This window comes from Echinicola sediminis, assembly GCF_054777495.1.
Map to the genome: position 1 here is coordinate 60,617 of NZ_BAAHAP010000016.1, position 22,376 is coordinate 82,992.

General features: G+C 46.7%; 10 protein-coding genes. 9 read left to right on the forward strand and 1 reads right to left on the reverse strand.

Annotation, left to right across the window (positions count from 1 at the left end; translation table 11 throughout):
- Positions 1–7 precede the first annotated feature (7 nt).
- The 5 genes from ACYVAA_RS06275 to galB all read left to right on the forward strand — a co-directional run bounded on the left by ACYVAA_RS06275 (position 8) and on the right by galB (position 12,340).
- The gene (locus tag ACYVAA_RS06275) at positions 8–1,165 is read left to right on the forward strand and encodes a sialidase family protein (protein WP_460539611.1); all 1,158 of its coding nucleotides are present in this window, start codon (positions 8–10) and stop codon (positions 1,163–1,165) included.
- Positions 1,155–2,093, forward strand: a complete 939-nt coding sequence (locus ACYVAA_RS06280; protein WP_460539613.1) for a sugar phosphate isomerase/epimerase family protein — start codon at positions 1,155–1,157, stop codon at positions 2,091–2,093. The genes ACYVAA_RS06275 and ACYVAA_RS06280 overlap by 11 nt, the downstream gene beginning before the upstream one ends.
- A gap of 442 nt (positions 2,094–2,535) precedes the next feature.
- Positions 2,536–5,283 (forward strand): alpha-d-galacturonidase, encoded by a 2,748-nt coding sequence (locus ACYVAA_RS06285; protein ID WP_460539615.1) that lies wholly within the window; start codon positions 2,536–2,538, stop codon positions 5,281–5,283.
- Positions 5,284–5,789: 506 nt separating this feature from the next.
- On the forward strand, positions 5,790–9,332 hold the full coding sequence (locus tag ACYVAA_RS06290) for a malectin domain-containing carbohydrate-binding protein (RefSeq protein WP_460539617.1): 3,543 nt from the start codon (positions 5,790–5,792) through the stop codon (positions 9,330–9,332).
- 581 nt (positions 9,333–9,913) lie between these two features.
- Positions 9,914–12,340: a beta-galactosidase GalB gene (gene galB, locus ACYVAA_RS06295; RefSeq protein WP_460539620.1), complete on the forward strand. Its 2,427-nt coding sequence runs from the start codon at positions 9,914–9,916 to the stop codon at positions 12,338–12,340.
- A gap of 633 nt (positions 12,341–12,973) precedes the next feature.
- Here the strand turns inward: galB and ACYVAA_RS06300 are convergent.
- Entirely contained in the window at positions 12,974–13,924 is a 951-nt protein-coding gene (locus ACYVAA_RS06300; protein ID WP_460539622.1) for an AraC family transcriptional regulator, read from the reverse strand.
- Positions 13,925–14,111: 187 nt separating this feature from the next.
- Here ACYVAA_RS06300 and ACYVAA_RS06305 point away from each other — a divergent pair, with 187 nt between their 5' ends.
- From ACYVAA_RS06305 to ACYVAA_RS06320, 4 genes are all read left to right on the forward strand, one after another.
- Positions 14,112–17,162 carry a SusC/RagA family TonB-linked outer membrane protein gene (locus ACYVAA_RS06305; protein WP_460539624.1) on the forward strand — a complete coding sequence of 1,017 codons (3,051 nt, stop codon included), beginning with the start codon at positions 14,112–14,114 and terminating at the stop codon, positions 17,160–17,162.
- Between the two features lie 30 nt (positions 17,163–17,192).
- Positions 17,193–18,839, forward strand: a complete 1,647-nt coding sequence (locus tag ACYVAA_RS06310) for a RagB/SusD family nutrient uptake outer membrane protein (protein ID WP_460539627.1) — start codon at positions 17,193–17,195, stop codon at positions 18,837–18,839.
- Positions 18,840–19,421: 582 nt separating this feature from the next.
- Positions 19,422–20,537, forward strand: coding sequence for a site-specific tyrosine recombinase/integron integrase (xerA, locus tag ACYVAA_RS06315; protein ID WP_460539629.1), 1,116 nt, complete (start codon positions 19,422–19,424; stop codon positions 20,535–20,537).
- 217 nt (positions 20,538–20,754) lie between these two features.
- A partial coding sequence (locus tag ACYVAA_RS06320) for a metallophosphoesterase family protein (protein ID WP_460539631.1) occupies positions 20,755–22,376 on the forward strand: 1,622 nt, incomplete at its 3' end.

Below are 22,376 nucleotides of genomic sequence, written 5' to 3' on the forward strand. Positions count from 1 at the left end.
GTACGTCATGAATAAGAAATACTGGTGGATATATGGACTTGCCTGTTTGGCCTTAATGGCCTCCTGCAGTCAACAGTCGTCCCAAGAACAAGCTAAAGAAACCTGGAGAGACGGCATTGTGGTGGATGAGTTTATCTATGAAGAAGCTCCCTATCCCTCCTGCCATGCTGCGACCATAGAGGAAACCCCAGATGGAATGGTGGCCGCCTGGTTTGGGGGCACCCATGAGAGAAATCCGGATGTGGGGATTTGGGTGAGCCATTTAAAGGACGGGGAATGGACCGAGTCTGTGGAAGTGGCCAACGGCATCATCAATGACACTTTACGCTATCCTACCTGGAACCCGGTGCTTTTTCAGGTTCCTGATGGCGACCTGCAGCTTTACTATAAAGTAGGGCCGCATCCTTCCAAATGGTGGGGAGTGATGATGAGTTCTGCTGATGGAGGTTATACCTGGACCGCACCGAAGGTATTGCCGGACAGTGCCATTGGTCCGGTGAAAAACAAACCTGTATTGTTGGATAATGGAGACCTGATCGCCCCGTCCAGTACTGAGGGAGATGGTTGGAACATCCATTTTGAAGTTTCCTCGGATAAGGGAGAAACCTGGAGGAAAATAGGCCCCGTTGCCAGGGGTGAGGAGGATATCAATGCGATTCAGCCTAGTGTGCTTGACCATGGTAATGGAAAGCTTCAGCTTTTGGCCAGGACCAGAAATCGGGCCATAGCGACATCCTGGTCAGAGGATTATGGCAAGACCTGGACACCTTTGGAAAAATCCAATTTGCCCAATAATAATTCCGGTACCGATGCGGAGACCCTACAGGATGGCCGCCAACTATTGGTGTACAACCATGTCCTGCCTCCTGGGGAAAAAGCAAAGGGACCAAGAACCCCATTGAACATTTCCTATTCCAATGACGGTATCAACTGGAAGGCCTCACTGATTCTGGAGGACTCCAAAATCAGCCAATACTCTTACCCTGCGATGATCCAGTCCTCTGACGGAATGGTCCATGTGGTCTATACCTGGAGAAGAGAACGGATCAAATATGTGAAGATCGATCCGAGCAAATTGACCGGACTGCCTATAGAAAACGGAGCCTGGCCAAGCCTGCAAAGTGAGGAAACAGCATCAGAAAGCACCACAGAAGATGAAGCATAAAGAAACAGCGGAAGTAATGGATAGCAGAAGGAGTTTTATGAAATCCCTGGGCCTGATAGGGGCGGGGATAATGTCCGGACAGGTATTTTCGGCCTGTAGCTCGGCCAGAGGGCTGGGAATTAGAAATGAAGAACGTTATAAGATCGCGGTATGTGATTGGATGATATTAAAGCGGCAAAAGCTCAGTGCTTTTACATTGGCCAATGAGATCAATGCAGACGGAATTGAGCTGGATATGGGTGGACTGGGCAACCGGGAAACCTTTGACAGCAAGCTGGGGGATCCTGAAGTGCGGAAGCAGTTTTTGGAGGAAGCCAAAAAGCTTGGAGTGGGCATCAGCTCTATCGCCATGTCAGGCTTTTATGCCCAGTCCTTTGCTGAAAGGCCTACCGTGCCCCAAATGGTGCAGGACACCATTGATACCATGGAGGGAATGGGGGTGAAAATCGCCTACCTGCCATTGGGAGTCCAGGGAGATTTGGTGGAACATCCTGAGCTAAGACCAGCCATAGTCAAACGCTTAAGAATGGCCGGAGAAAAGGCCGAGAAGATCGGAGCAGTGATCGCTGTGGAAACGGCCTTGGATGCTGCCGGTGAGGTGGAATTGCTGAGAGAAATAGGCTCCCCTGGGGTAAAGATTTCCTTCAATTTTGCCAATGCCATCAAAAACGGCCGGGATACTCCTTCGGAGCTGAAAACCTTGGGAGCGGACAATATTGCCCAGATCCACTGTTCCAATACCGACGGTGAGTGGATCCAAAACGACCCGGCATTGGACATGCCAAAGATCAAGAAAACGTTGGATAAGATGGACTGGTCCGGTTGGCTGATCATCGAGCGCTCCAGGGATGTGGATGATGTGCGCAACGTTCGCGGAAACTACGGAGCCAATGTGGCCTATATGAAATCTGTCTTCCAAGAAGCTTGAGTTTAAATTTTAACCACAGAGGACACTGAGAAAGCACAGAGGAGCTTAGGTTTTATGTAAACCTAAGCTCAATTATACAGAGGGTTTAAAAGGGTTTAAATCGGCGTCACGAGAAGTCTTTATTTTCTCAAATGAATGGAGTAGAATGACAGTTGATCATTCTCTTCGTCATTGTGATCGAAGGCCTCTGAGCTTGTGGTTCCTGAGACTGAGACCAATGAGTATGTTTAAGGGTCGTAGTGTCTAAGGGCCGTAGAGAAGCAATCCCATCACAAATATATGAGACTGCTTCATCTTCCTTCGTCGGGCCAGCCTTCTGCAGGCAGGTTCGCAGTGACGTTTCCTGTCAATGTTAAAGGAAGAATAAGGTAGTCCTGTTTCGTGAAACCTTCGTGCCCTTTGTGGTTTAAAAAAAATCTAAAACCTCCCATAATAACCAAACATGAAACTACTTACTTCCTTTTTATTTTCTTTACTGCTTTTTACTGCCTGTTCGCAGCAGGAGCAGGTAACCATTTTATTAAGTCAGGAAGCATCCAACCGGGCAGCGTTTGGTGCGGAAAAACTGGCTGAAATCCTGACAACTTCTGGGAAGTATCAGGTAACACAAGCTGCATTGGGCAAAGAATTACCCAAAGGCAAATTCATCATTATCGGTGAAAGCGGGGACAGCAGCCTGGAAGCATGGAAGAAGGGAAATTCCTGGCCTGCAGAGCAAGAGACCCCAGAGGGCGAGGAAGGTTTTACCATCAGTTCATTTGATGGAAAAGCATTGCTGGTAGAAGGAACAGCTCCTTCAGGAGCGCTTTATGGGGCCATTGAACTGGTGGACCAAATCAAGGAAGCTGGTAAGATCGAGTTTAATCAGTCCATCACCGACAGTCCGGAAATGGTCTTGAGAGGGGCGTGCATAGGCCTGCAGAAGACAGCCTATCTGCCAGGAAGGGGTGTTTATGAATATCCTTACACACCGGAAAATTTTCCTTGGTTTTATGATAAGGAATTGTGGATAGATTACCTGGACATGTTGGTGGAAAACCGGATGAATTCCCTGTACCTGTGGAATGGCCATCCTTTTGCTTCTTTGGTGAAAGTGGAGGATTATCCCTTTGCCCTGGAAGTGGACGAGGAGACGTTCAAGAAAAATGAAGAGATGTTCCGCTTCCTTACCGAGGAAGCAGACAAACGCGGTATCTGGGTGATCCAGATGTTTTATAATATCATTGTTTCCAAACCATTTGCGGAGCATTATGGCATTGAAAGCCAGGACCGAAGCCGTCCTATCATCCCCTACATTGCTGATTACACCCAAAAATCCATTGCGGCATTTATCGAAAAATATCCCAATGTAGGCCTTTTGGTGGCCTTGGGAGAGGCCATGTCGGGCATTGAAAACGACGTGCAATGGTTTACCGAAACGGTTATTCCAGGCGTGAAGGATGGCTTAAAGGCGCTTGGCAGAACCGATGAACCGCCCATTATCCTAAGGGCCCATGATACAGATGCACCGGTGGTAATGGAAAAGGCACTGCCACTTTATAAGAATTTATACACCACCCATAAGTACAATGGGGAATCCCTGACCACTTACGAACCCCGTGGGCCCTGGTCAGAAATCCACCGCAGCTTAAGCTCGGAGGGAAATGTACATATTTCCAATGTGCACATTTTGGCCAATCTGGAGCCTTTCCGCTACGGTTCGCCTGATTTTATCCAAAAAAGTGTACAGGCCATGCATGAGGTGCATGGTGCCAATGCCCTGCATTTATATCCCCAGGCCTCTTATTGGGATTGGCCTTATACGGCCGATAAGACCCCAGATGGGGAAAGGCTGTTGCAGATCGATCGCGATTGGATCTGGTACAAGACCTGGGCAAGGTATGCTTGGGACAGCAAAAGGGACAGGGAGGAAGAAGTAGCCTACTGGTCAGAAATTTTAGGGGAAAAATTTGATGCAGGTGATGCGGGAAGGGAAATCCTGACAGCTTATGAGGAAACCGGGGAAATTGCACCAAAACTGTTGAGAAAGTTTGGTATTACTGAAGGGAACCGTCAGACCCTGCTTTTGGGAATGTTCGGAAGTCAGCTGGTCAACCCCTACAAATGGCGGGTGTACCCGGGCTTTCATGAGTCCTGTGGACCTTTGGGGGAAATTCTGATAGAATATGCCGAAAAGGAGCATAACGGAGAAGCGCATGTGGGTGAGACACCGCCCCAGTTGATCAAGGAGGTGGTCGAGCATGGCAGAATAGCGGCCGAGGCCATTGATAAAGCGACTCCTTCCGTAAAGGCCAATAAGGAGGAATTTGCACGTCTTCAAAATGATGTGCATGCCTATAATGCCTTTGCGCAGTTTTTTGCTGAAAAGGTGAAGGCTGCCATGGTGGTGCTAAGGTTTAAGTATTCCAATGATGTCAAGGACCTGCAGGAGGCCGTCCCGCATTTGGAAAAGAGTGTAGCGCATTACCGTCAGCTGGTGGAGCTGACCAAGGATACCTATTTCTATGCCAACAGCATGCAGACTTCCCAACGCCGGATTCCCATTGGCGGGGATGATGGGAAGAACAAACATTGGTCGGAATTGCTGCCACATTATGAAAGGGAGCTGGGCAGCTTGAAGCGAAATATTTCCTTGCTGGAAAACGCCAAGGGCGGGGAGTTGCCGCAGAAGGAAGTAGCTCCTTGGCAGGTAGGAGACCTTACCTGGGAGCTGGATGCCCAGGAGTTCCAAGTAGCAAATGGCGTAAAGGTATTTACCGATGATGCCGGCAAAATCAAGAAAATGGCCGATGAAGTGAAAGGCCTTAAAGGCTTGCTGCTCTCTTCCGAAAAGCTGGATGATGAGGGGATATCCCTGAAGTTCAGCAATGAAAAGCCCATCAAACTGGTGCTTGGTTATTTCAATACCGGGGACAAACATTACCTGACCCCTCCGACTTTGGAGACCAATGCCATGGGGAATATGAGGGGAGAGGCCGAGGTGCAATTGGCCAATGCCATGGAAATAGAAGGCTTACCACCTGTGAACATCCACACTTACCTGTATGAGGCCGGAGAGCATGAATTGGTGTTGGAGGATGGTAAGGTGTTGATCTTAGGGGCCATTGATGCCGATCAGGAAGTGGTGTCAAGGGACGTGGGCTTGATCGGTGAAGACCAAAAGGCCGCGGTGGATTGGGTGTTTTATTGAGGAGACATTAGGTGGAGACGCGAGATTTTAGAGTAAAGAGTAAAGAAGAAAGAGTAAAGACAGGCCGTAGTTGTCCCTGCATCCCGCATAGCAATTGGGACTCGTGACAACCGAGATTTGATTCTTATGTCCGAGGGAAGGCCTTTCCTCCCCCTTTAAGGGGCTAACAATGCTGTTAAGTTAACCACAGGCCTGCCTCGCCGGACAGGCGGGTTAAATGGATGAACACAGATTAAAGGAGGTAAAATAACACATCTGTGTTTATCTGTATTCATCTGTGGTTATTATTCCTCATAACTCAAGAGCATTGAGGGGGCTAGGGGGTGAGCGTAAGAAGAAAGAAATACCGTCGTTGTGACAAGAGTTGCTCTTTAGCACAATCTTGACTGTTCGGGATTTGTAATCCCGAACTTCTTATTTAGGCACTGCTCCTGATTTCAAATCAGGAGCAGGCAATAATGGGAATTTGCAATTCCCTTTAACCATTTGAAAAAAAGAAAATTAAAATGATGCTGATAAGTTGGTCCAAGAGGCTTTGGCTGAGCTTGTTTTGTTGCTTTTGTGTTTTGTTGCTGAATGCCCAAGGAGTACGTAAGGAAATTTCCCTGAACAAGCAGTGGAAAACCATTGCCTCGGGGGTGATGCCTTTGGAGGAGAAGGGCTTCGAGAAGGTGGATTTTAAAGATGAGGATTGGCTCGAGGTGGAGGTGCCCCACAACTGGGACCAGTATGAAGGCTTCCGAAGGATGAAGCACGGCAACCGCCATGGGGCAGCTTGGTACAGAAAAACTTTCCGGCTGGATCCATCAGACCAAGGGGATCAGCATTTCCTGTTTTTTGAAGGGGTAGGTTCTTATGCCACTGTCTGGGTCAATGGCCAAAAGGTCGGAGAACATGCCGGCGGGCGTACTACCTTTACCCTGGACATCACCGAGGCGATCCGTTTTGGAGAAGAAAATACCCTTGCAGTAAAAGCAGATCATCCTGCCTGGATAGCCAACCTGCCCTGGGTCTGTGGGGGATGTTCGGGAGAATGGGGCTTTTCAGAAGGTTCCCAGCCCATGGGAATATTCAGGCCGGTGACTTTGGTGGTCACCGACCCGGTGAGGATAGCGCCTTTTGGCGTGCATATTTGGAACGATCCTGACATTTCCAAATCCTCCGCAAAACTGCATTTGACTACTGAGCTTAAAAACCATGGCAAAGAAGCCAAGGAAATCACCTTGGTGAACAGGTTCTTGGATGCTGAAGGGAAGGAAGTGGACAGACAGGAAAGCAGCCTGACATTAGCAGCAGGACAACAGGACACCGTAAGGCAGCAAACGGCCAGGATCATGCAGCCAAAACTATGGTCGCCGGCCAATCCCTACTTGTATAGCATGGTGACCGAGGTGTATTCAGGAAAGCAGCTTATCGATCAGTTGGAAACGGCTTATGGCATCCGATGGGTCAGCTGGCCAGCGGGAAGGAAAGACGGTGATCACCGCTTCTTTATCAACGGGGAGCCATTGTACGTCAACGGGATTTGCGAATACGAGCATTTGATGGGAACGAGCCATGCTTTTACCGATCAGCAGGTGGAATCCCGCGTGGATCAGATGTTGGCAGCAGGCTTCAATGCCTTCCGAGATGCCCATCAGCCACACCATTTCAAGTACCATGAAGCCTGGGACAGGGAAGGCATTCTATTTTGGACACAGTTTTCTGCCCATATCTGGTACGATACCCCTGAATTCAAAGAAAACTTTAAGCAACTGCTCAGAGACTGGGTAAAAGAGCGGCGCAACAGCCCCTCTGTAGTGCTTTGGGGCCTGCAGAATGAAAGCACCATTCCCAAAGCCTTTGCAGAGGAGTGTACGCAAATTATCCGCGAAATGGATCCGAGCACATCCTCCCAAAGATTGGTGACCACCTGTAACGGAGGAGAGGGAACGGATTGGAACGTGATTCAAAATTGGTCGGGGACTTATGGTGGTGATCCCAACCAATACGGAGAAGAACTGAGCGAACAAATCCTGAACGGGGAATATGGCGCATGGAGAACCTTGGATTTACATACGGAAGGCCCTTTCGATCAGAAGGGGGCTTACAGTGAAGACCGCTTCTATCAATTGATGCAGCTCAAGGTGCAGGAAGCCGAGGGGCATCAGGACAGTTTGGCGGGGCAGTTTCATTGGCTTTTCAATTCCCATGAGAATCCCGGACGTATTCAGAATGGGGAAGCTTACCGGGATATTGACCGGGTGGGGCCAGTCAATTACAAAGGCCTGGTGACTCCTTGGGAGGAACCGACCGATACTTATTATATGTACCGGTCCGAATATGCCTCCAAGGAAACCGATCCCATGGTGTATATTGTGAGCCATACCTGGCCGGACCGCTGGACCAAGCCAGGGATAAAAGACAGCTTGGTGGTCTTTTCCAATTGCGATGAAGTGGAACTTTTCAATGCCGTCAAGGGAAATTCACTGGGCAGAAAGACCAACCCGGGAATGGGTAAAAACTTCCAATGGGACCAAATAGCTATTCAGTACAATGTGTTAAAAGCGGTAGGATATGTGAATGGAAAAGCAGTTGCTGAGGACCTGATCCTTTTGCACCATTTACCGGAAGCCCCGGACTTGGATGATTTGAAGGAGGAAACCAACTTGCTGAAGGGCAAAAAGGCTTACCGTTACCTGTACCGGGTAAATGCCGGAGGGCCGGATTACACCGATCAGTTTGGGCAGCAATGGCAGGCAGATGTACAAAGAAAAGACGATAAGAGTTGGGGCTCTCTGTCCTGGACGGAGCAGTTTGAAAACCTTCCTGCTTTCTATGCCAGCCAACGGAGAACCCATGATCCCATTGCAGGGAGCAGTGATTGGGACTTGTTCCAGACCTTCCGTTATGGAATGCATACGCTGAAGTATGAATTTCCACTTCCGGATGGGGAATACCTGGTCGAGTTGTACTTTAATGAGCCTTGGTACGGTACCGGAGGGGGAATGGACTGTAGCGGTTGGAGGGATTTTGATGTGGCCATCAGTGGAGATACGGTGTTGAAGAACGTGGATATCTGGAAGGAAGTGGGGCATGATCGTGCCTTGAAAAAAACGGTGATAGGCAGGGCAAAAAACGGCTTGTTGACGATTTCCTTTCCAAAGATCACCTCGGGACAAGCGTTGATTGCAGCGATGGCCATCGCCAGCAAAGACAAAGGCATTCATATTGCCCCAGCCTCAGAAAGAAACATAGTAGACTTGGTATGCAATGCCAAAGAGGCCAGTGTGCAATCCTGGTTGGATACCGGTCAGCCCCAGTATTCGGATGCCGAGGTAGCTTTTAGCCAGCTGCCTTATCAGCTTTATGGGGCCGATTGGATAAGGTTTCCCCGGAAGGCAGAGAAGGTAAAGGGTAGTTTCAACGCTTTGGCGGCATCTACCGTTTATGTGCTTTTGGATAAAGCATCGGAGGATTTGCCGGACTGGTTGAGGGAATTTGAGTTGACCGAGGAAGTGGCTGAAAATGGCGAAGGCGCTTCGTTTAAGGTGTATAAAAAAAGCATTACCGCAGGTGAAGGCGTTGATTTTGGCGAAAACGGAAAATCAGCTTCGAAAGATTTGGCCATGTACACTATTGTGCTTGTGCCCGACTATGAAATGGGTGAAGGGGAAGAGCAGCGGCCGGTGGAAGTCCAAGAGGCCGAAGAGGGTGATTTTGCAGGAGAAGTCAGCAAGGGGAATTTTAAGAAAAGTGATTATATCGCTTTTGAAGGAAACGCGGGGAACGATTTTTCCTGGGAGGCCAATCCGGGGCTGGCAGGAACCTTCCTGATCCGGTTCCGCTATATGAATGCTACCGATCATCCCCTTCAGGTAAGGTTGCAGATCATTGCCAGCAATGGGGTAGTGATGCGGGACGATGTCATTGACTTTCCTGTGGCGGATGAAAAATGGAAGATCCTCAATACCACTTCAGGGAGCATGTTGAATGCCGGTAAATATACCATTAGGATTTCCGGGGAAGGAATGGAGGGATTGTGGTTGGACAGGGTGGAGTTCCAGTAATGATTGGGTTTTTGGGTGATTCAGTTATTGGTCAACAGTCAACAGTCAACAGCCCACGGTCGACGGTCCACTGTTGACTGTGGACTGAGGGAGGTAGCAGAGAGTGTTTAGCTTTTCCGTCATTGCGAACAGAGTGAAGCAATCCCGGCTACCGAAAACGAGATTGCCTGCCCTCCCTGCCTACCGGCAAGGCAGGCGGGAGGCGGGCTTCGTCGTACCTCCTAGCATTGACAGGGTGTTTAAGGTGCGGAGGAGTTCCCTTTGGTTGCTGAGCTTCGATCCCTGAGCTTAGTCGAAGGGTCGAAGCATAAGGGGGTAGGGGGTATAGAGGGCGGATTGATATCTGTCATTCAGCTCCTTAATGTTTGAGAAAATGTTGGCCTCTCGCTATGACGTTTCCAGTCAATGGTATATGTCCTATAGGCTGAGAAGTGATAACGGATTAATGCAATGATGATTTGGACTTTGGATTATACTTATACAGGATAAAGGAAAAATTTTTCTTTTATCGACTGAACTATGCTATTTTAATGGAAGATATAACTTTTGCAAACATTAGATTTTCAACGGTAAATAGAATAATGAGACAATTTTATACCTTGATTGCCAGCTTTTTGCTGGTGAGCATACTGTTGGGCTGTTCTTCAGAAGCTGAAGAAAGCAGGCAGGTGATTGATTTTAACAAAGGTTGGTATTTTGAGCGGGGGGACCATCCCAATGCCATTCAGCAGGACTTTGATTTAAACGGTTGGCAGTTGGTCAGGCTTCCCCATGACTGGAGCATAGAGGGGCCTTTTAGTGAAGAGCATCCCACCAAGCCTGAAGGCGGGGCCCTGCCGGCCGGTATAGGCTGGTACCGCAAGACCTTTCTATTGCCCAAGGAAAGCATTGATGAAAGTATCTGGATCGAATTTGATGGGGTATACCGCAACGGGGAGGTCTGGATCAATGGCCGCCGGTTGGGAAAAAGGCCAAACGGATACAGTTCGTTCAAATATGACCTGAGCGAATACCTGCATTACGGCGGCACCGAGAATGTAATAGCCGTGCGTGTGGACAACTCTGAGCAGCCCAATTCCAGGTGGTACACCGGTTCCGGGATTTACCGGAACGTAAGACTGGTTAGGACCGGTAAATTGCATATCAGCCATTGGGGGACTTATGTGACCACACCGGAAGTAAGTGAGGAGGAAGCTACAGTTAAGCTTGAGGTGATTGTACAAAACGATGGTCATAATGAGCGCAGGCTGAGCATTGTCAGCAGGATCATTGATCAAGAAGGAAATGAGGTGGCCAAACAAGAAAGCAGGAGTTCATTGACCAGGGATTCCAGTGCCACCCTACAGCAGGATTTTGTGGTGCAAAAGCCTGAGCTTTGGTCGACAGATCGCCCTTATCTCTATAAGGTAGTGACAGAAGTTTATGCCGGGGTCCAGTTATTGGACAACTACACCACGCCTTTGGGCATACGGTATTTCGAATTTGATGCCGAAAAAGGGTTTTCCCTTAATGGCAAGCCCATGAAGATTTTGGGCGTGTGCAACCATCACGATTTGGGCGCCTTGGGTGCTGCGGTCAATAAAAGAGCCATTCAAAGGCAGCTGGAAATCATGAAAGAGATGGGAGTAAATGCCATCAGAACGGCCCATAACCCTCCGGCTCCTGAGCTCTTGGAACTTTGTGACGAGATGGGCTTCATCGTTCAGGATGAGGCTTTTGATGTTTGGAAAAAGAAAAAAGTGGACGCCGATAGCCATCTTTTTTGGGAAGAATGGCACAGAAGGGACCTGGAGGACATGATCCTTAGGGACAGGAACCATCCTTCCATTATGATGTGGAGCATAGGCAATGAAATACGGGAACAGTTTGACAGTACAGGCTTGACCATCACCAAGGAACTGGTAAGGATTGTGAAAAATCTGGATACTACCCGTCCGGTGACCTGTGCTTTGACCGAAAACATTCCGGATAAGAACTATATCTACCAATCAGGAGCCTTGGATCTTTTGGGCTTCAATTACAAACACAAGGACCATCAATACTTCCCGGAATGGTATCCTGGAGAGAAGCTGATCGGAACGGAAAACATGTCCGCTTTGGCTACCAGGGGTCATTATGACCTTCCCTCGGATACCATTATGAGATGGCCGGAAGCACACAATATCCCTTTGACCACGGCCAATGAGGATTATACCGTATCGGCCTATGACCAGGTGTCTGCCTATTGGGGAAGCACGCACGAGGAGACTTGGAAATCCATCAAGAAGCAGGATTTTATGTCCGGTTTGTTTGTGTGGACGGGCTTTGATTATTTGGGTGAGCCGATTCCTTACCCTTATCCGGCACGCAGCTCCTATTTTGGCATCGTGGACCTTGCCGGTTTCCCTAAGGATGCCTATTATATGTACCAAAGTGAATGGACGGATGAGCCCGTGCTACATGTTTTTCCCTATTGGAACTGGAAGGAGGACCAAAAGGTGGATGTTTGGGCCTATTACAGCCAGGCCGATGAGGTAGAGCTGTTCTTAAATGGTGAATCCTTGGGCAGCAAAAAGAAAGAAGGCGATGACCTGCATGTAATGTGGAGGGTGCCTTTTGAGCCCGGGACGCTTAAGGCCATTTCCCGAAAAAACGGTCAAAAGGTGTTGGAAAAGGAAATCCATACGGCGGGCGAGCCGGCCAAAATTGTCCTGACTCCCGACCGGAAGGTCATCACTGCTGATGGGGTGGACCTTTCGTTTATCACCGTGGAGGTAGTGGACAATGCCGGTAATTTGGTACCCAATGCGGATCACTTAATTCACTTTGATCTGGAGGGGCCAGGGAGCATTGCCGGAGTGGACAACGGCTACCAGGCAAGTCTGGAGTCTTTCAAGGCCGATCATCGAAAGGCTTTTAAGGGGAAATGCCTACTGATCGTCCAAAGCAGTGAAAAAGCAGGGGAGGTAAAAATCAAGGGGCAGGCCGATGGACTTGAAGCAGGGGAGGTCATATTGGAGACCAGATGATTGGGGCAAAGGAGTAAGGAGCATTTCGAAGCCATTGCTTTGCGATATTTGGGAGAGCTGGTTCAACTGTTTAGCTGAAAATCACATTTAGTTATGGGAAATTCACCATTTCTCACTATGACCACTAAAGAATAATCTGGGTTAAAGGGATTTTCCAGTTTTTTCGGGGTGGAGCCTGTCTTTGCTATTTGCCTTTGGCTGCGGAACTTTGGTCATTTTGATGGAGTTTATCTTTTTTCCAATGATGAAAAAAGAAAGAAAAAAATCTAGGCCGGTGGTCTGCCTTTTAAAATGGGACATGGATTTTCCATGAGACAGGGATGCGTAACCCATTTTAAATTTCAGTCGATGGCTACGGCCTAAAAGGGAGTGGATCTCGCTGTTCCACAACGCGAGCTAACTCCCTTTTTTAACGACCTACGCCACCGACTGAAATACAGGCATACCAAAGGCCGGTACCGGAATCCGTTTGGTTAAGTTGAACTCAGATTGGGTGATGATATTGATGCTTGGGCCAGTTTTACTCTTTGTGTCTTGCCTTCTCCTTCTTAATAACTAAAAAATGCTTTCTTACTATGATCGGAATCCTCTTTCTATACTTTTTTTACATAGGGATTCAATTTACAAAACTGACTACGCCAGCTTCTTTTTGCTGGCATATTTTCCCGGTGTGATGCCTGTCCGGTGAGAAAAGGTGGTAGTAAAGTGCTGTAGTGAGCTAAAGCCGCAGTTATAGGCAATATCGGAAAGCTCTAAATTTTCCTTGCCCAGGATGAGCTCCTTGGCCCGGTCGATTTTCAGGTTGATGATAAAGCTGTTGGGTGGGAATCCGGTAAGCCGCTTTACCTCATCGGTAAATTTGGTCTTGCCCATTCCAAAATGACTGGCCATATCTTCCACGATCCATTTTTTGGTCAGGTCTTTCAGGACCATATCGGTCAATTTGCCGATGAAGTGGTCATCTTCGTTTATTTTTTGTTTTCTATCGGACAAATGCCGGTACAAGTCAATGAGCAGGTTTTCGATGATATTGGTGACGACAATTTCAAACCCTTCATTTTGCTCGGATAGCTCCTTTTTAAGCTCGGAGAAGTATTTTTTGAAAATTTTGGCTTTTTTAAGTATCAGTCCGCTTTCAGCAGCAATGAACTCTCCCAGTTGCCGCTGGAAATCCGCCGAAAGTTTGGACCATTCCCCCAGGGTCAGCGGGTTTTTGGGGCTGAAGTTTTGAGGCTTAATGATCAGCCAGTTGATCTGTCCCATGTCCATTTTTCCTGCGGGGCTTCCGTTCCAATGCCATGGTGCCGTGATGGACAGGTCATCCGGCAGTAGCTCTACGGAGCGTTCTTCAATGACCCAATCGTACCGCCCACTTTCGATAAAGTGGATTTCAATACCATCGTTCAGGTGGGGGCGCATGTTTTCATCCATGCGTACCTTGGAAAATTTCATGCTGCCAAACTGGTTGATACAGGAAAGGCCTTTCAGTGGTCCGGGGTTTTCCTCGTGCCACCATATTCCGGATTCTCCAGCTTTTTGTTTTATAGGAGGAGCAGCTTTGTTGACATTGTCCGTTTTTTCCATATATCTGTTCAGTGGTGAATTGAAGGGATTGTCGGTTTTTAGTTTTTTTGATTGTTGTCGGTCAAGAATGCAAAATAAAATATAAATAAAATTGCTGATTTATAAAATCGACCGATGGGTAAATTTTAGTGTGAAGGATTGTTGTTTTTTCTACTTTGATGAGAAATAACCCAAAATATCATCATATATGAAACACAAACTACTGTTAGCGAGCATGCTAATGGGATGGGGCATTTGCCATCAGTCAACTGCGGAAACATCCCTCGGATCAATCGAAAATGCACCGACAATCCCTCCCTTGGTGCATTCAGTAACTCAAGAAAGAAAAGTCGAAGGAGTGGTCACCGATGCTTCGAACGGGCAGACCTTACCAGGTGTCAATGTCAGGGAAAAAGGTACTTCAAGAGGTACCGTGACCGATATAGACGGTAAATTTGAATTGGAGGTAGGGGCAGAAAATCCCGTGCTTGTTTTTTCATTCATTGGCTATGAAAGTCAAGAAGTAAAGTTGGGGAATCTGTCCAAAATAGAAGTTGGGCTGCAGCCGGACATCAAAAGTTTGGAAGAGGTTGTTGTTGTCGGATACGGCACCCAAACCAAAAGAAATGTGACCGGGTCGGTCAGTTCGGTGGATGTGGATCAGCTGGAGACCCAGCCGAATACCAATATTGCCCAGGCTCTTAGGGGCCGAGTGGCCGGTGTACAGTTCACGGACAGTGGAAGGCCGGGGCAGAGCGGCAATATCCTGGTGCGGGGCCAGCGGTCCATCACGGCCAGCAATGCTCCCTTGATCATTTTGGACGGAGCTTTCTTCAATGGAGAGCTGGCGGATATCAATCCCGGAGATGTAGCCTCCATGGAAGTGCTGAAAGATGCCAGTGCCGCGGCCATTTATGGTTCCAGGGCAGCAAATGGTGTGATCTTGATCACCTCTAAATCCGGTTCGTCAGAGAAGCCTTTGATCAGGCTGAATGCCTATGCCGGTGTTTCGGACTGGAGCTATAAGATGCCGCTTTACTCCCCGGAAGCTTATCTGCAGAGGAGGCTGGACTTTAGGTCGCAGAACCAGCCCAATGACCCCACCGTTCCGGTCAGGGATTTGCTCAATGCGGAAGAAAGGGAAATGTACGATGCCGGGAAGACCGTGGATCCTTGGGAGGCCATTTCCCAGAATGCGTTCCAGCAGTCCTACAATCTGAGTATTTCCGGCCGGACAGCCAAGACCAATTATTTTGTGTCCGGAAGTTATGTGGATGAAGACGGGCTGATTTATGGTGACAGGGCAAGCCGAAAGTCAGTAAGGTTGAATCTGACCAACGATATCACCGATTGGTTGCAGTTGGGGGTCAATTCCCAGTTTACCCAGCGGGAAATGTCCGGGGTAGAGGCCAGTGTGCTAAATGGCTATTGGCTGTCTCCTTATGCCAAAATGTACTTTGATGAGGGGCAGACGGATCCCGTTCCATATCCTACGGGCGACAACCTGGTCAGCAATCCGATGTTCAATGCCCTTATGATGGATAATGAGCAGATTGCCAATAACCTTTTTGCCAATGTGTTTGCGGAAATAAAATTGCCTTTTATTGAGGGCTTATCCTACAAGTTCAGCTATAACCCCAATATCCGCTGGGACCACGATTATTCGTTCCAGCCGATTTATCAGCGTAACAATATCAACAACCCGGGTACGGGCAGAAAGTACAACCGTAACCGGATGAACTGGCAGTATGAGAACCTGGTCACTTATAGCAGGGAAATCAAAGAACATGGATTTGACCTGACCTTGTTGTACGGGCGAAACCACAGTTTTTCGGAAGGCACTTTTGTAGAGGGCCGGGGATTTGTCAGTGATGTCAATGGTTGGAATAATCTCGATATCGCGCAGACACAGCGGATAGAGACCGAGGCCACCCAGCAGGATGGTGTTTCCTCTATGGCCAGGTTAAATTACCGGTTCAAAAACAGGTACATGATTACCCTTACTGCCAGAAGGGACGGGTCTTCGGTATTTGGTGCAGACAAGAAGTTCGGGACTTTTCCTTCCATAGCCTTGGGCTGGGTCGCTACAGACGAAGCCTTTATGATGAACCAGAAGACATTTGATATGCTGAAGTTAAGGCTGTCTTATGGTAAAGTAGGCAACCAGGCCGTGAGCCCTTATCGCTCTCTTGACCGCTCGGCTTCCTATCAGTACGTCTTTGGGTCAGACACTTACACGGCCATATTCCCCAATCCAGAATTTATGCCCAATCCAAGCTTAGGCTGGGAAACTACGGCTTCTTTCAATGCAGCGGTAGATTTTGAACTTTGGGCAGGAAGGCTTTCCGGTACGGCAGAGTTTTACGATATGAACACCACGGACCTGCTTTTGGCAAGGAGCCTCCCGGCCATGACCGGTTTCTGGTCCACAACGGCCAATCTCGGACAGACCAGCAATACAGGCTTTGAACTGACACTGAATTCAGTGAATGTCAGGTCCCAGGATTTCGAGTGGAGTTCTATGGTGACTTTTTCCACCAACAAAAACCGGATTGACCACCTTTATTATGTGGATGCTGACGGTGATGGACAGGAAGATGATGACTTGGGGAACCGTTGGTTTATTGGTCAACCGATTGGCGTCACCTATGATTATGCTTTTGATGGCATCTATCAGGAAGGGGATGAAATCCCTGACGGTTATCAGCCAGGCTGGGTGAGGGTAAAAGACCTGAACAATGATGGGGCCATCAGCCCGGAAGACCGAACGGTATTGGGACAGACCTCTCCCAAATATCGATGGGGGATCAATAATCAATTGGCGTACAAAGATTTCTCATTGTCCTTCTTTATCAATGCCATGACAGGCTGGGAGTCCCAGTTTAACCTGCTCGATGTGAGCAGTCAGACAGGAAGCAGTTATCCCGGAAGGTCGGTGAATTTCCTTAACGCGGGGTACTGGACTCCGGAAAACCAATCAGAAACCAGACCGGGGCTGACCTATACGAATCCACTAAGCAGGGGATATTATTTGAGCAGGGACTTTATCCGGCTCCAGGACGTGACTTTGGCCTATGACCTGCCAAAGGCATTGACCGAAAGATTGAAAATAAATGGACTGAGGTTTTATATCAGTGGTAGAAACCTGGCAACCATCACGGACTGGCTGGGGCCAGATCCAGAAAGTGGGTACAGCAGTGTTACCAACTTGTATCCTACTCCAAGAACCATCATTGGAGGGGTCAACCTCAGTTTCTAATTTATTCTCACCAGATAATCAAAAGAAGATATGAAATGCATAAAAAATATAATTCCAAAGCGCTTATTTAAAGGCTTGGCCTTTGGTACCCTGTTGGTAGGCCTTAGCAGTTCCTGCCAAGAAGGTTTTTTGGAAGAAAAGCCCCAGGATTTTCTCAATTCCGATGTGGTGCTGACCAGTCCGGAAGGCTTTGAGAGTGCGGTGGTGGGCCTTCATGAATCCGTTCGCCACCTTTACTTTAGGGAAGACGGTTCCAAGATGCAGTCCATGTTTTTTGGGACGGATATAGCGATGGCCGGTGACCGCTCGCTGCCGGATTTTAAAGATTATCCCACCTGGCTCACGCCTACCCTGTTTGCGGTGGAGCATTATTGGAACTGGGCCTATAGAAACCTGATGCCACGGGCCAATACCATCATCAGTTTTGCTGAGGAGGGGGACTTTTGGTCCAGTGAGGCCGAAAAAAATGCGGTGATCGCTGAAGCCCGGTTTTTCAGGGCCTATGCCTATAACTTCCTGGCCAACCTTTATGGAGGGGTGCCCATTGTGGATCAACTCTATAGGGCTCCCAAGGCTGATTTTGAACGCAATACACAAGAGGAAGTCTATGACTTTGCCCGTCAGGATTTGGAGTTTGCAGTGGAATGGTTACCGGAAACGACCTCAATTGATGGCCGTATCACCAAAGCCGCTGCCTACCATTTGCTGACCGAGGTTTATATTAATCTGGGCCAGTATCAAAATGCCGTGGAGAGCGCCTCGGCGGTGATCGATGATGAACAATATCACTTGATGACCGAGCGGTTTGGCAGCAGGATGAACCGTCCGGGGGATGTGATTTCAGATCTGCATGCCCAGGACAACCAAAACCGATCCAGTGGAAATAAGGAGACCATCTGGGCGCTGCAGTTTGAGCCCCGGTCCACCCCAGGAGGGACTGTGGAAGACAGTAGGTGGAAAGGGGTGACCTGGCTGAGAGCCTGGGGACCTAAGTGGTGGGATATCACTGACCCTAACGGGGAAAGTGGCATGCAGTTATCCGCGGACAGTCTGGGCCGTGGAGTGGCCTGGGTGCGCCCAACAGATTATTTCAATTATGAGATTTGGGAGGGATACCCCAATGATATCCGAAACTCCAGTTACAATATCCGGAGGACCTATTATTACAATAATCCCCAGTCCGACTATTTCGGACAGAAAGTACAGTTTGACGCTGCCAGGATAGATTCCATGGTGCAGTATTATCCCATGCTGACCAAAGTGGAGGGGGAAGCCGAGCTTACAGAGGGAGCGAGTTATGGGCGGTCGTTCAAGGACGTTTACCTGATGCGATTGGCGGAAACTTACCTGCTCAGGGCAGAGGCCTATTTCCTGATGGGGGATGCGGGCAGTGCTGCCCAGGACATCAATACGGTGAGGTCAAGAGCCCAGGCATCAGAGGTGACCGCGGGAGAGGTGGACCTGGATTTTATTTTGGATGAGCGGGCAAGGGAGCTGGTGATCGAGGAAAACCGAAGACTGACGCTTAACCGAATGGGGAAACTGGTGGAAAGGACCAAAAAGTACAATCCCCAAAGTGGTTCAAGCATTCAGGAATACCATCAGCTGTTTCCGGTCCCGCTTAGCACGATCGATGCGAATATCGATAAGAAGTTTCCGCAGAACCCGGGGTATTGAAGGGATTAGTTGGATGTCTTTTTAAAAAAATGAAAAGGGCCTGTCTCATAAGTAGATTTCTCTGAGTCCTACACAAATAATATTTCGTTGTAGTGTGTGTCAGTGGAGAAAGGGCCCGCCCCAAAGGGGTGAACTTATAATAGCCTGGGGTGGAAGCCCTAGGCTATAGTACCCCGAAGGTGTCATGTTTTGGCCGGATTAATAGCAATAGAGCAGACAGCTTGCCGCCAAAAACCGTGGGTTTCAATTGAGAAATCTGCCCAAGATAATGTCAATAATTACGTCATCGCAAGCGATCGGCAATCCTTTACCCATAGAATATTTGGCAACCAGATTCCGGTCATGACTTATGAGACAGCCTCTTTTTTCATTAGGGGTCAAATGCTATTAAGTTACGATAGTAATTAGCCACACCTGCCTACCGCAGATAAACACAGATGAGTTAATTTTTTAAGGATGGATGCTCATAGAGGCCTGGGATTTAGCGGAAATGGATTTTCACTATAGGCGGGGACTTTTGTCAGTGAAAGAAATTGGAAGGATGGATTAAAATACCTATTTTGAGTAGATATTTTTCAAGGTATGAAAACCATTGTTTTGAGAAACGGATTTTTTGGCAAAGTTCCGGTGGTCAGGCTGGAGTTCCACTATGATTTTGAGTTGAAAGAACTGGTAAAGGCTTTTCCGGACTGTCATTGGGACAAAAAGGAAAAAGTCTGGTGGGTGCCCTATGCAGAGGATGTGTTGGACTGCCTGCTTTCCTTTTTTAAGGGAAAGGCATGGTTGGATTATTCCTTATTCAGGAAGGCTGAGCTGCCCATACAGCACCCAGAACTACCATCTATTGCCCCTGAAATAGGAGGGGAAATCAGGAAGTTTGAAGACTGGATGCGTAACAAGCGGTACAGTGAAAGCACGGTCAAAACTTATATGGATTGTCTTGGTACGTTTTTCAGGTTTTTGGAAAACAAAGCGCTGGATATCATCGACAATAGTGATATCGAAAGATTCAACAAAGACTATATTATTGAGCGGGGGTATTCGGCATCGTTTCAAAATCAGGTGGTCAATGCGGTGAAATTATTTTTCCAGAACCGCAAGAACAAACGACTGGATCCCGAATTGGTTTACAGGCCAAAAAAGGCCCAGCGGCTTCCCAATATTTTGAGCAAGGAAGAAATCAGTCGGATTATAAAAGCGACGTCCAATCTCAAGCATAGGCTTCTATTGCTGATGCTATATTCTTGTGGATTACGGAGAGGGGAGGTTTTGTCGCTTAAGTTTGAACATGTACAGCGGGACCGTGGAGTGCTGTTGGTCAAACAGGGCAAGGGGATGAAGGACAGGGTGGTGGCCTTGCCAAAGGTCTTGTTGGGCTATTTGGAGGAATATTATCTGGCTTACAAGCCAAAGGAGTATATATTTGAAGGACAAAAGGGAGGGAGGTACAGTGAAAAGAGCCTGGCTGAGGTATTGAAAAAGGCGGTGAGAAAGGCAGGAATTAAGAAGCCCGTAACGCCCCACTGGCTGAGGCACAGCTATGCCACCCATCTTTTGGAAAGGGGGACCGATTTGAGGTATATTCAGGAATTGCTGGGCCATAAGAGCAGCAGGACTACGGAGATCTATACCCATGTAAGCAGTAAAGCCTTGGCGGAGATCCCAAGTCCACTGGATGATTTGGACTTGGGTAAATAAAAGGAAATAAAACCAGACTTACCCCCTCAACTATGTCGGATAAGGCTGGAAAAACCAGATATATAAGTAAGTTAGCGGCAATAAAAAACGTAAAGATTATCCATATGTTATAAATTAGAATATTAAGAATAAATTATATTCAATTTATTCGTAAGCATAATACTTTATTGCAGATTTGATTTAATTTATCAATCTTTAAATTTACAATAAACTAACCATGAGGTTTTTACATATAAGTGATCTACATTACAAAAATGGATTTAAGAGTGATGCGAATTTTAAGATATATAAGAACCACCTTTTCGATAAACTTGAAGAAGAAAACAAGAAAGAAGGGTTCGACTTTGTTTGTTTTTCTGGAGATTTGGTTTACGGTGGAAGTGAATCAGAATATGAAGAATTCAACACTGAATTTTTTCAACCATTATTAAGCCTAATAGATGTTCCATTAACTGCTTGTTGCTTTACTCCTGGCAATCATGATCAAGATTGGGATCAATTAGAAGCTTTTTCCCCTGATAAATTATTGAATAGCAAAACAAATGAAGAATTCAATACACTCATGGAGAAAGAGCCAATTCGTGAACATCTTCTTAAAAGTTTTTCTGCATATAGTGAATTTGTTAATTTGATAAATCCACCTAAAGAAGGGAGAGTTGATTTAGGGTGCTATTGGTTAATGGAATTTAATAATTTAAGGGTAAAAGTAAACTCGCTAAACTCTAGTTTTTTATCTAAATTCCATTACCCTGAAGGAGGATATGGTAAAATGCGGATTTCTGAATCTCAATTGTTTTCATTCTTGAAACCCGATCCAGAAGTAGATGCACAAATCATTATATCTCACTACCCTATCGATTTTTTTATACCTAGCGAAAAAATGCTTTTTGAAAACCATTTAATGAAAGTTGGTGGTGTATACCTACATGGCCATATTCATGAAATGTCTCAAATGAAAATAATTGATAAGAATCATGATAATGGCTCGCTTTTATATTGTCCTGTTGGGCCTTTATATACCAAGAAAGAAGAAGTAGGTCGTTTTTCAAATGCTTTTAATACTATCTCAGTAAAGGTTGATGGAAGTGTGAATTTGAATTCATATATATATACTAGCAGTCCTGAACCAAAATTCATTCCGAATTCTTATTCAGGAAAAGATGATGGAATTCATAGTTTTGTACTTAAAAAAAATGATAAATTAATTCCTGATCAAAGTGAAGGTTCAAACGAAGGGTTAGAAGAAAAAAAAGAATCATTAGAGGATATAATCAGTGTTTACCCTCATTTACGTTCACTAGAAAGAGCTTTAGAAAAGAAAATTCTTAATGAATCTACAGAGTATGATTATATAATAAACCAATATGATTTACTTGCGAAAGAAGTAAGTAAAATAATGTATTCCTCTGGAGTAAACGAATTAAGACAATTAAGGGTTCTTGCGTACCAGTTTGGAAGACAGTTTTTGTATACATTCTTAAGTAACAAAAATTATTTTTTTCCTACAATCCAGTATTCATATATAATTGAAACTCTTTCAAATCTTGGATCAGAAACTTTAGATTATGAGATACTGGAAAAGGGATTTAACCTTTTACATTCTAATCTGGATTTTCAAGACCCATTTTTCGAGTACGCTGGAGATGAAGATGCCAAAATAGCATATGAGTGTTTTCCTTTTTTCATACTAGCGCTTTCATTAATATCATTTTATGATAATGGCGAGTTTATTTCAAGAATTCTTGGAGTTGAAGAAGCCGAAGAAGAAAATTGGAGTTCTGAATTAAGAAAAACTACATTTAATCAATATGATAAAGGTTTAAAATTTGTAGTAACAAC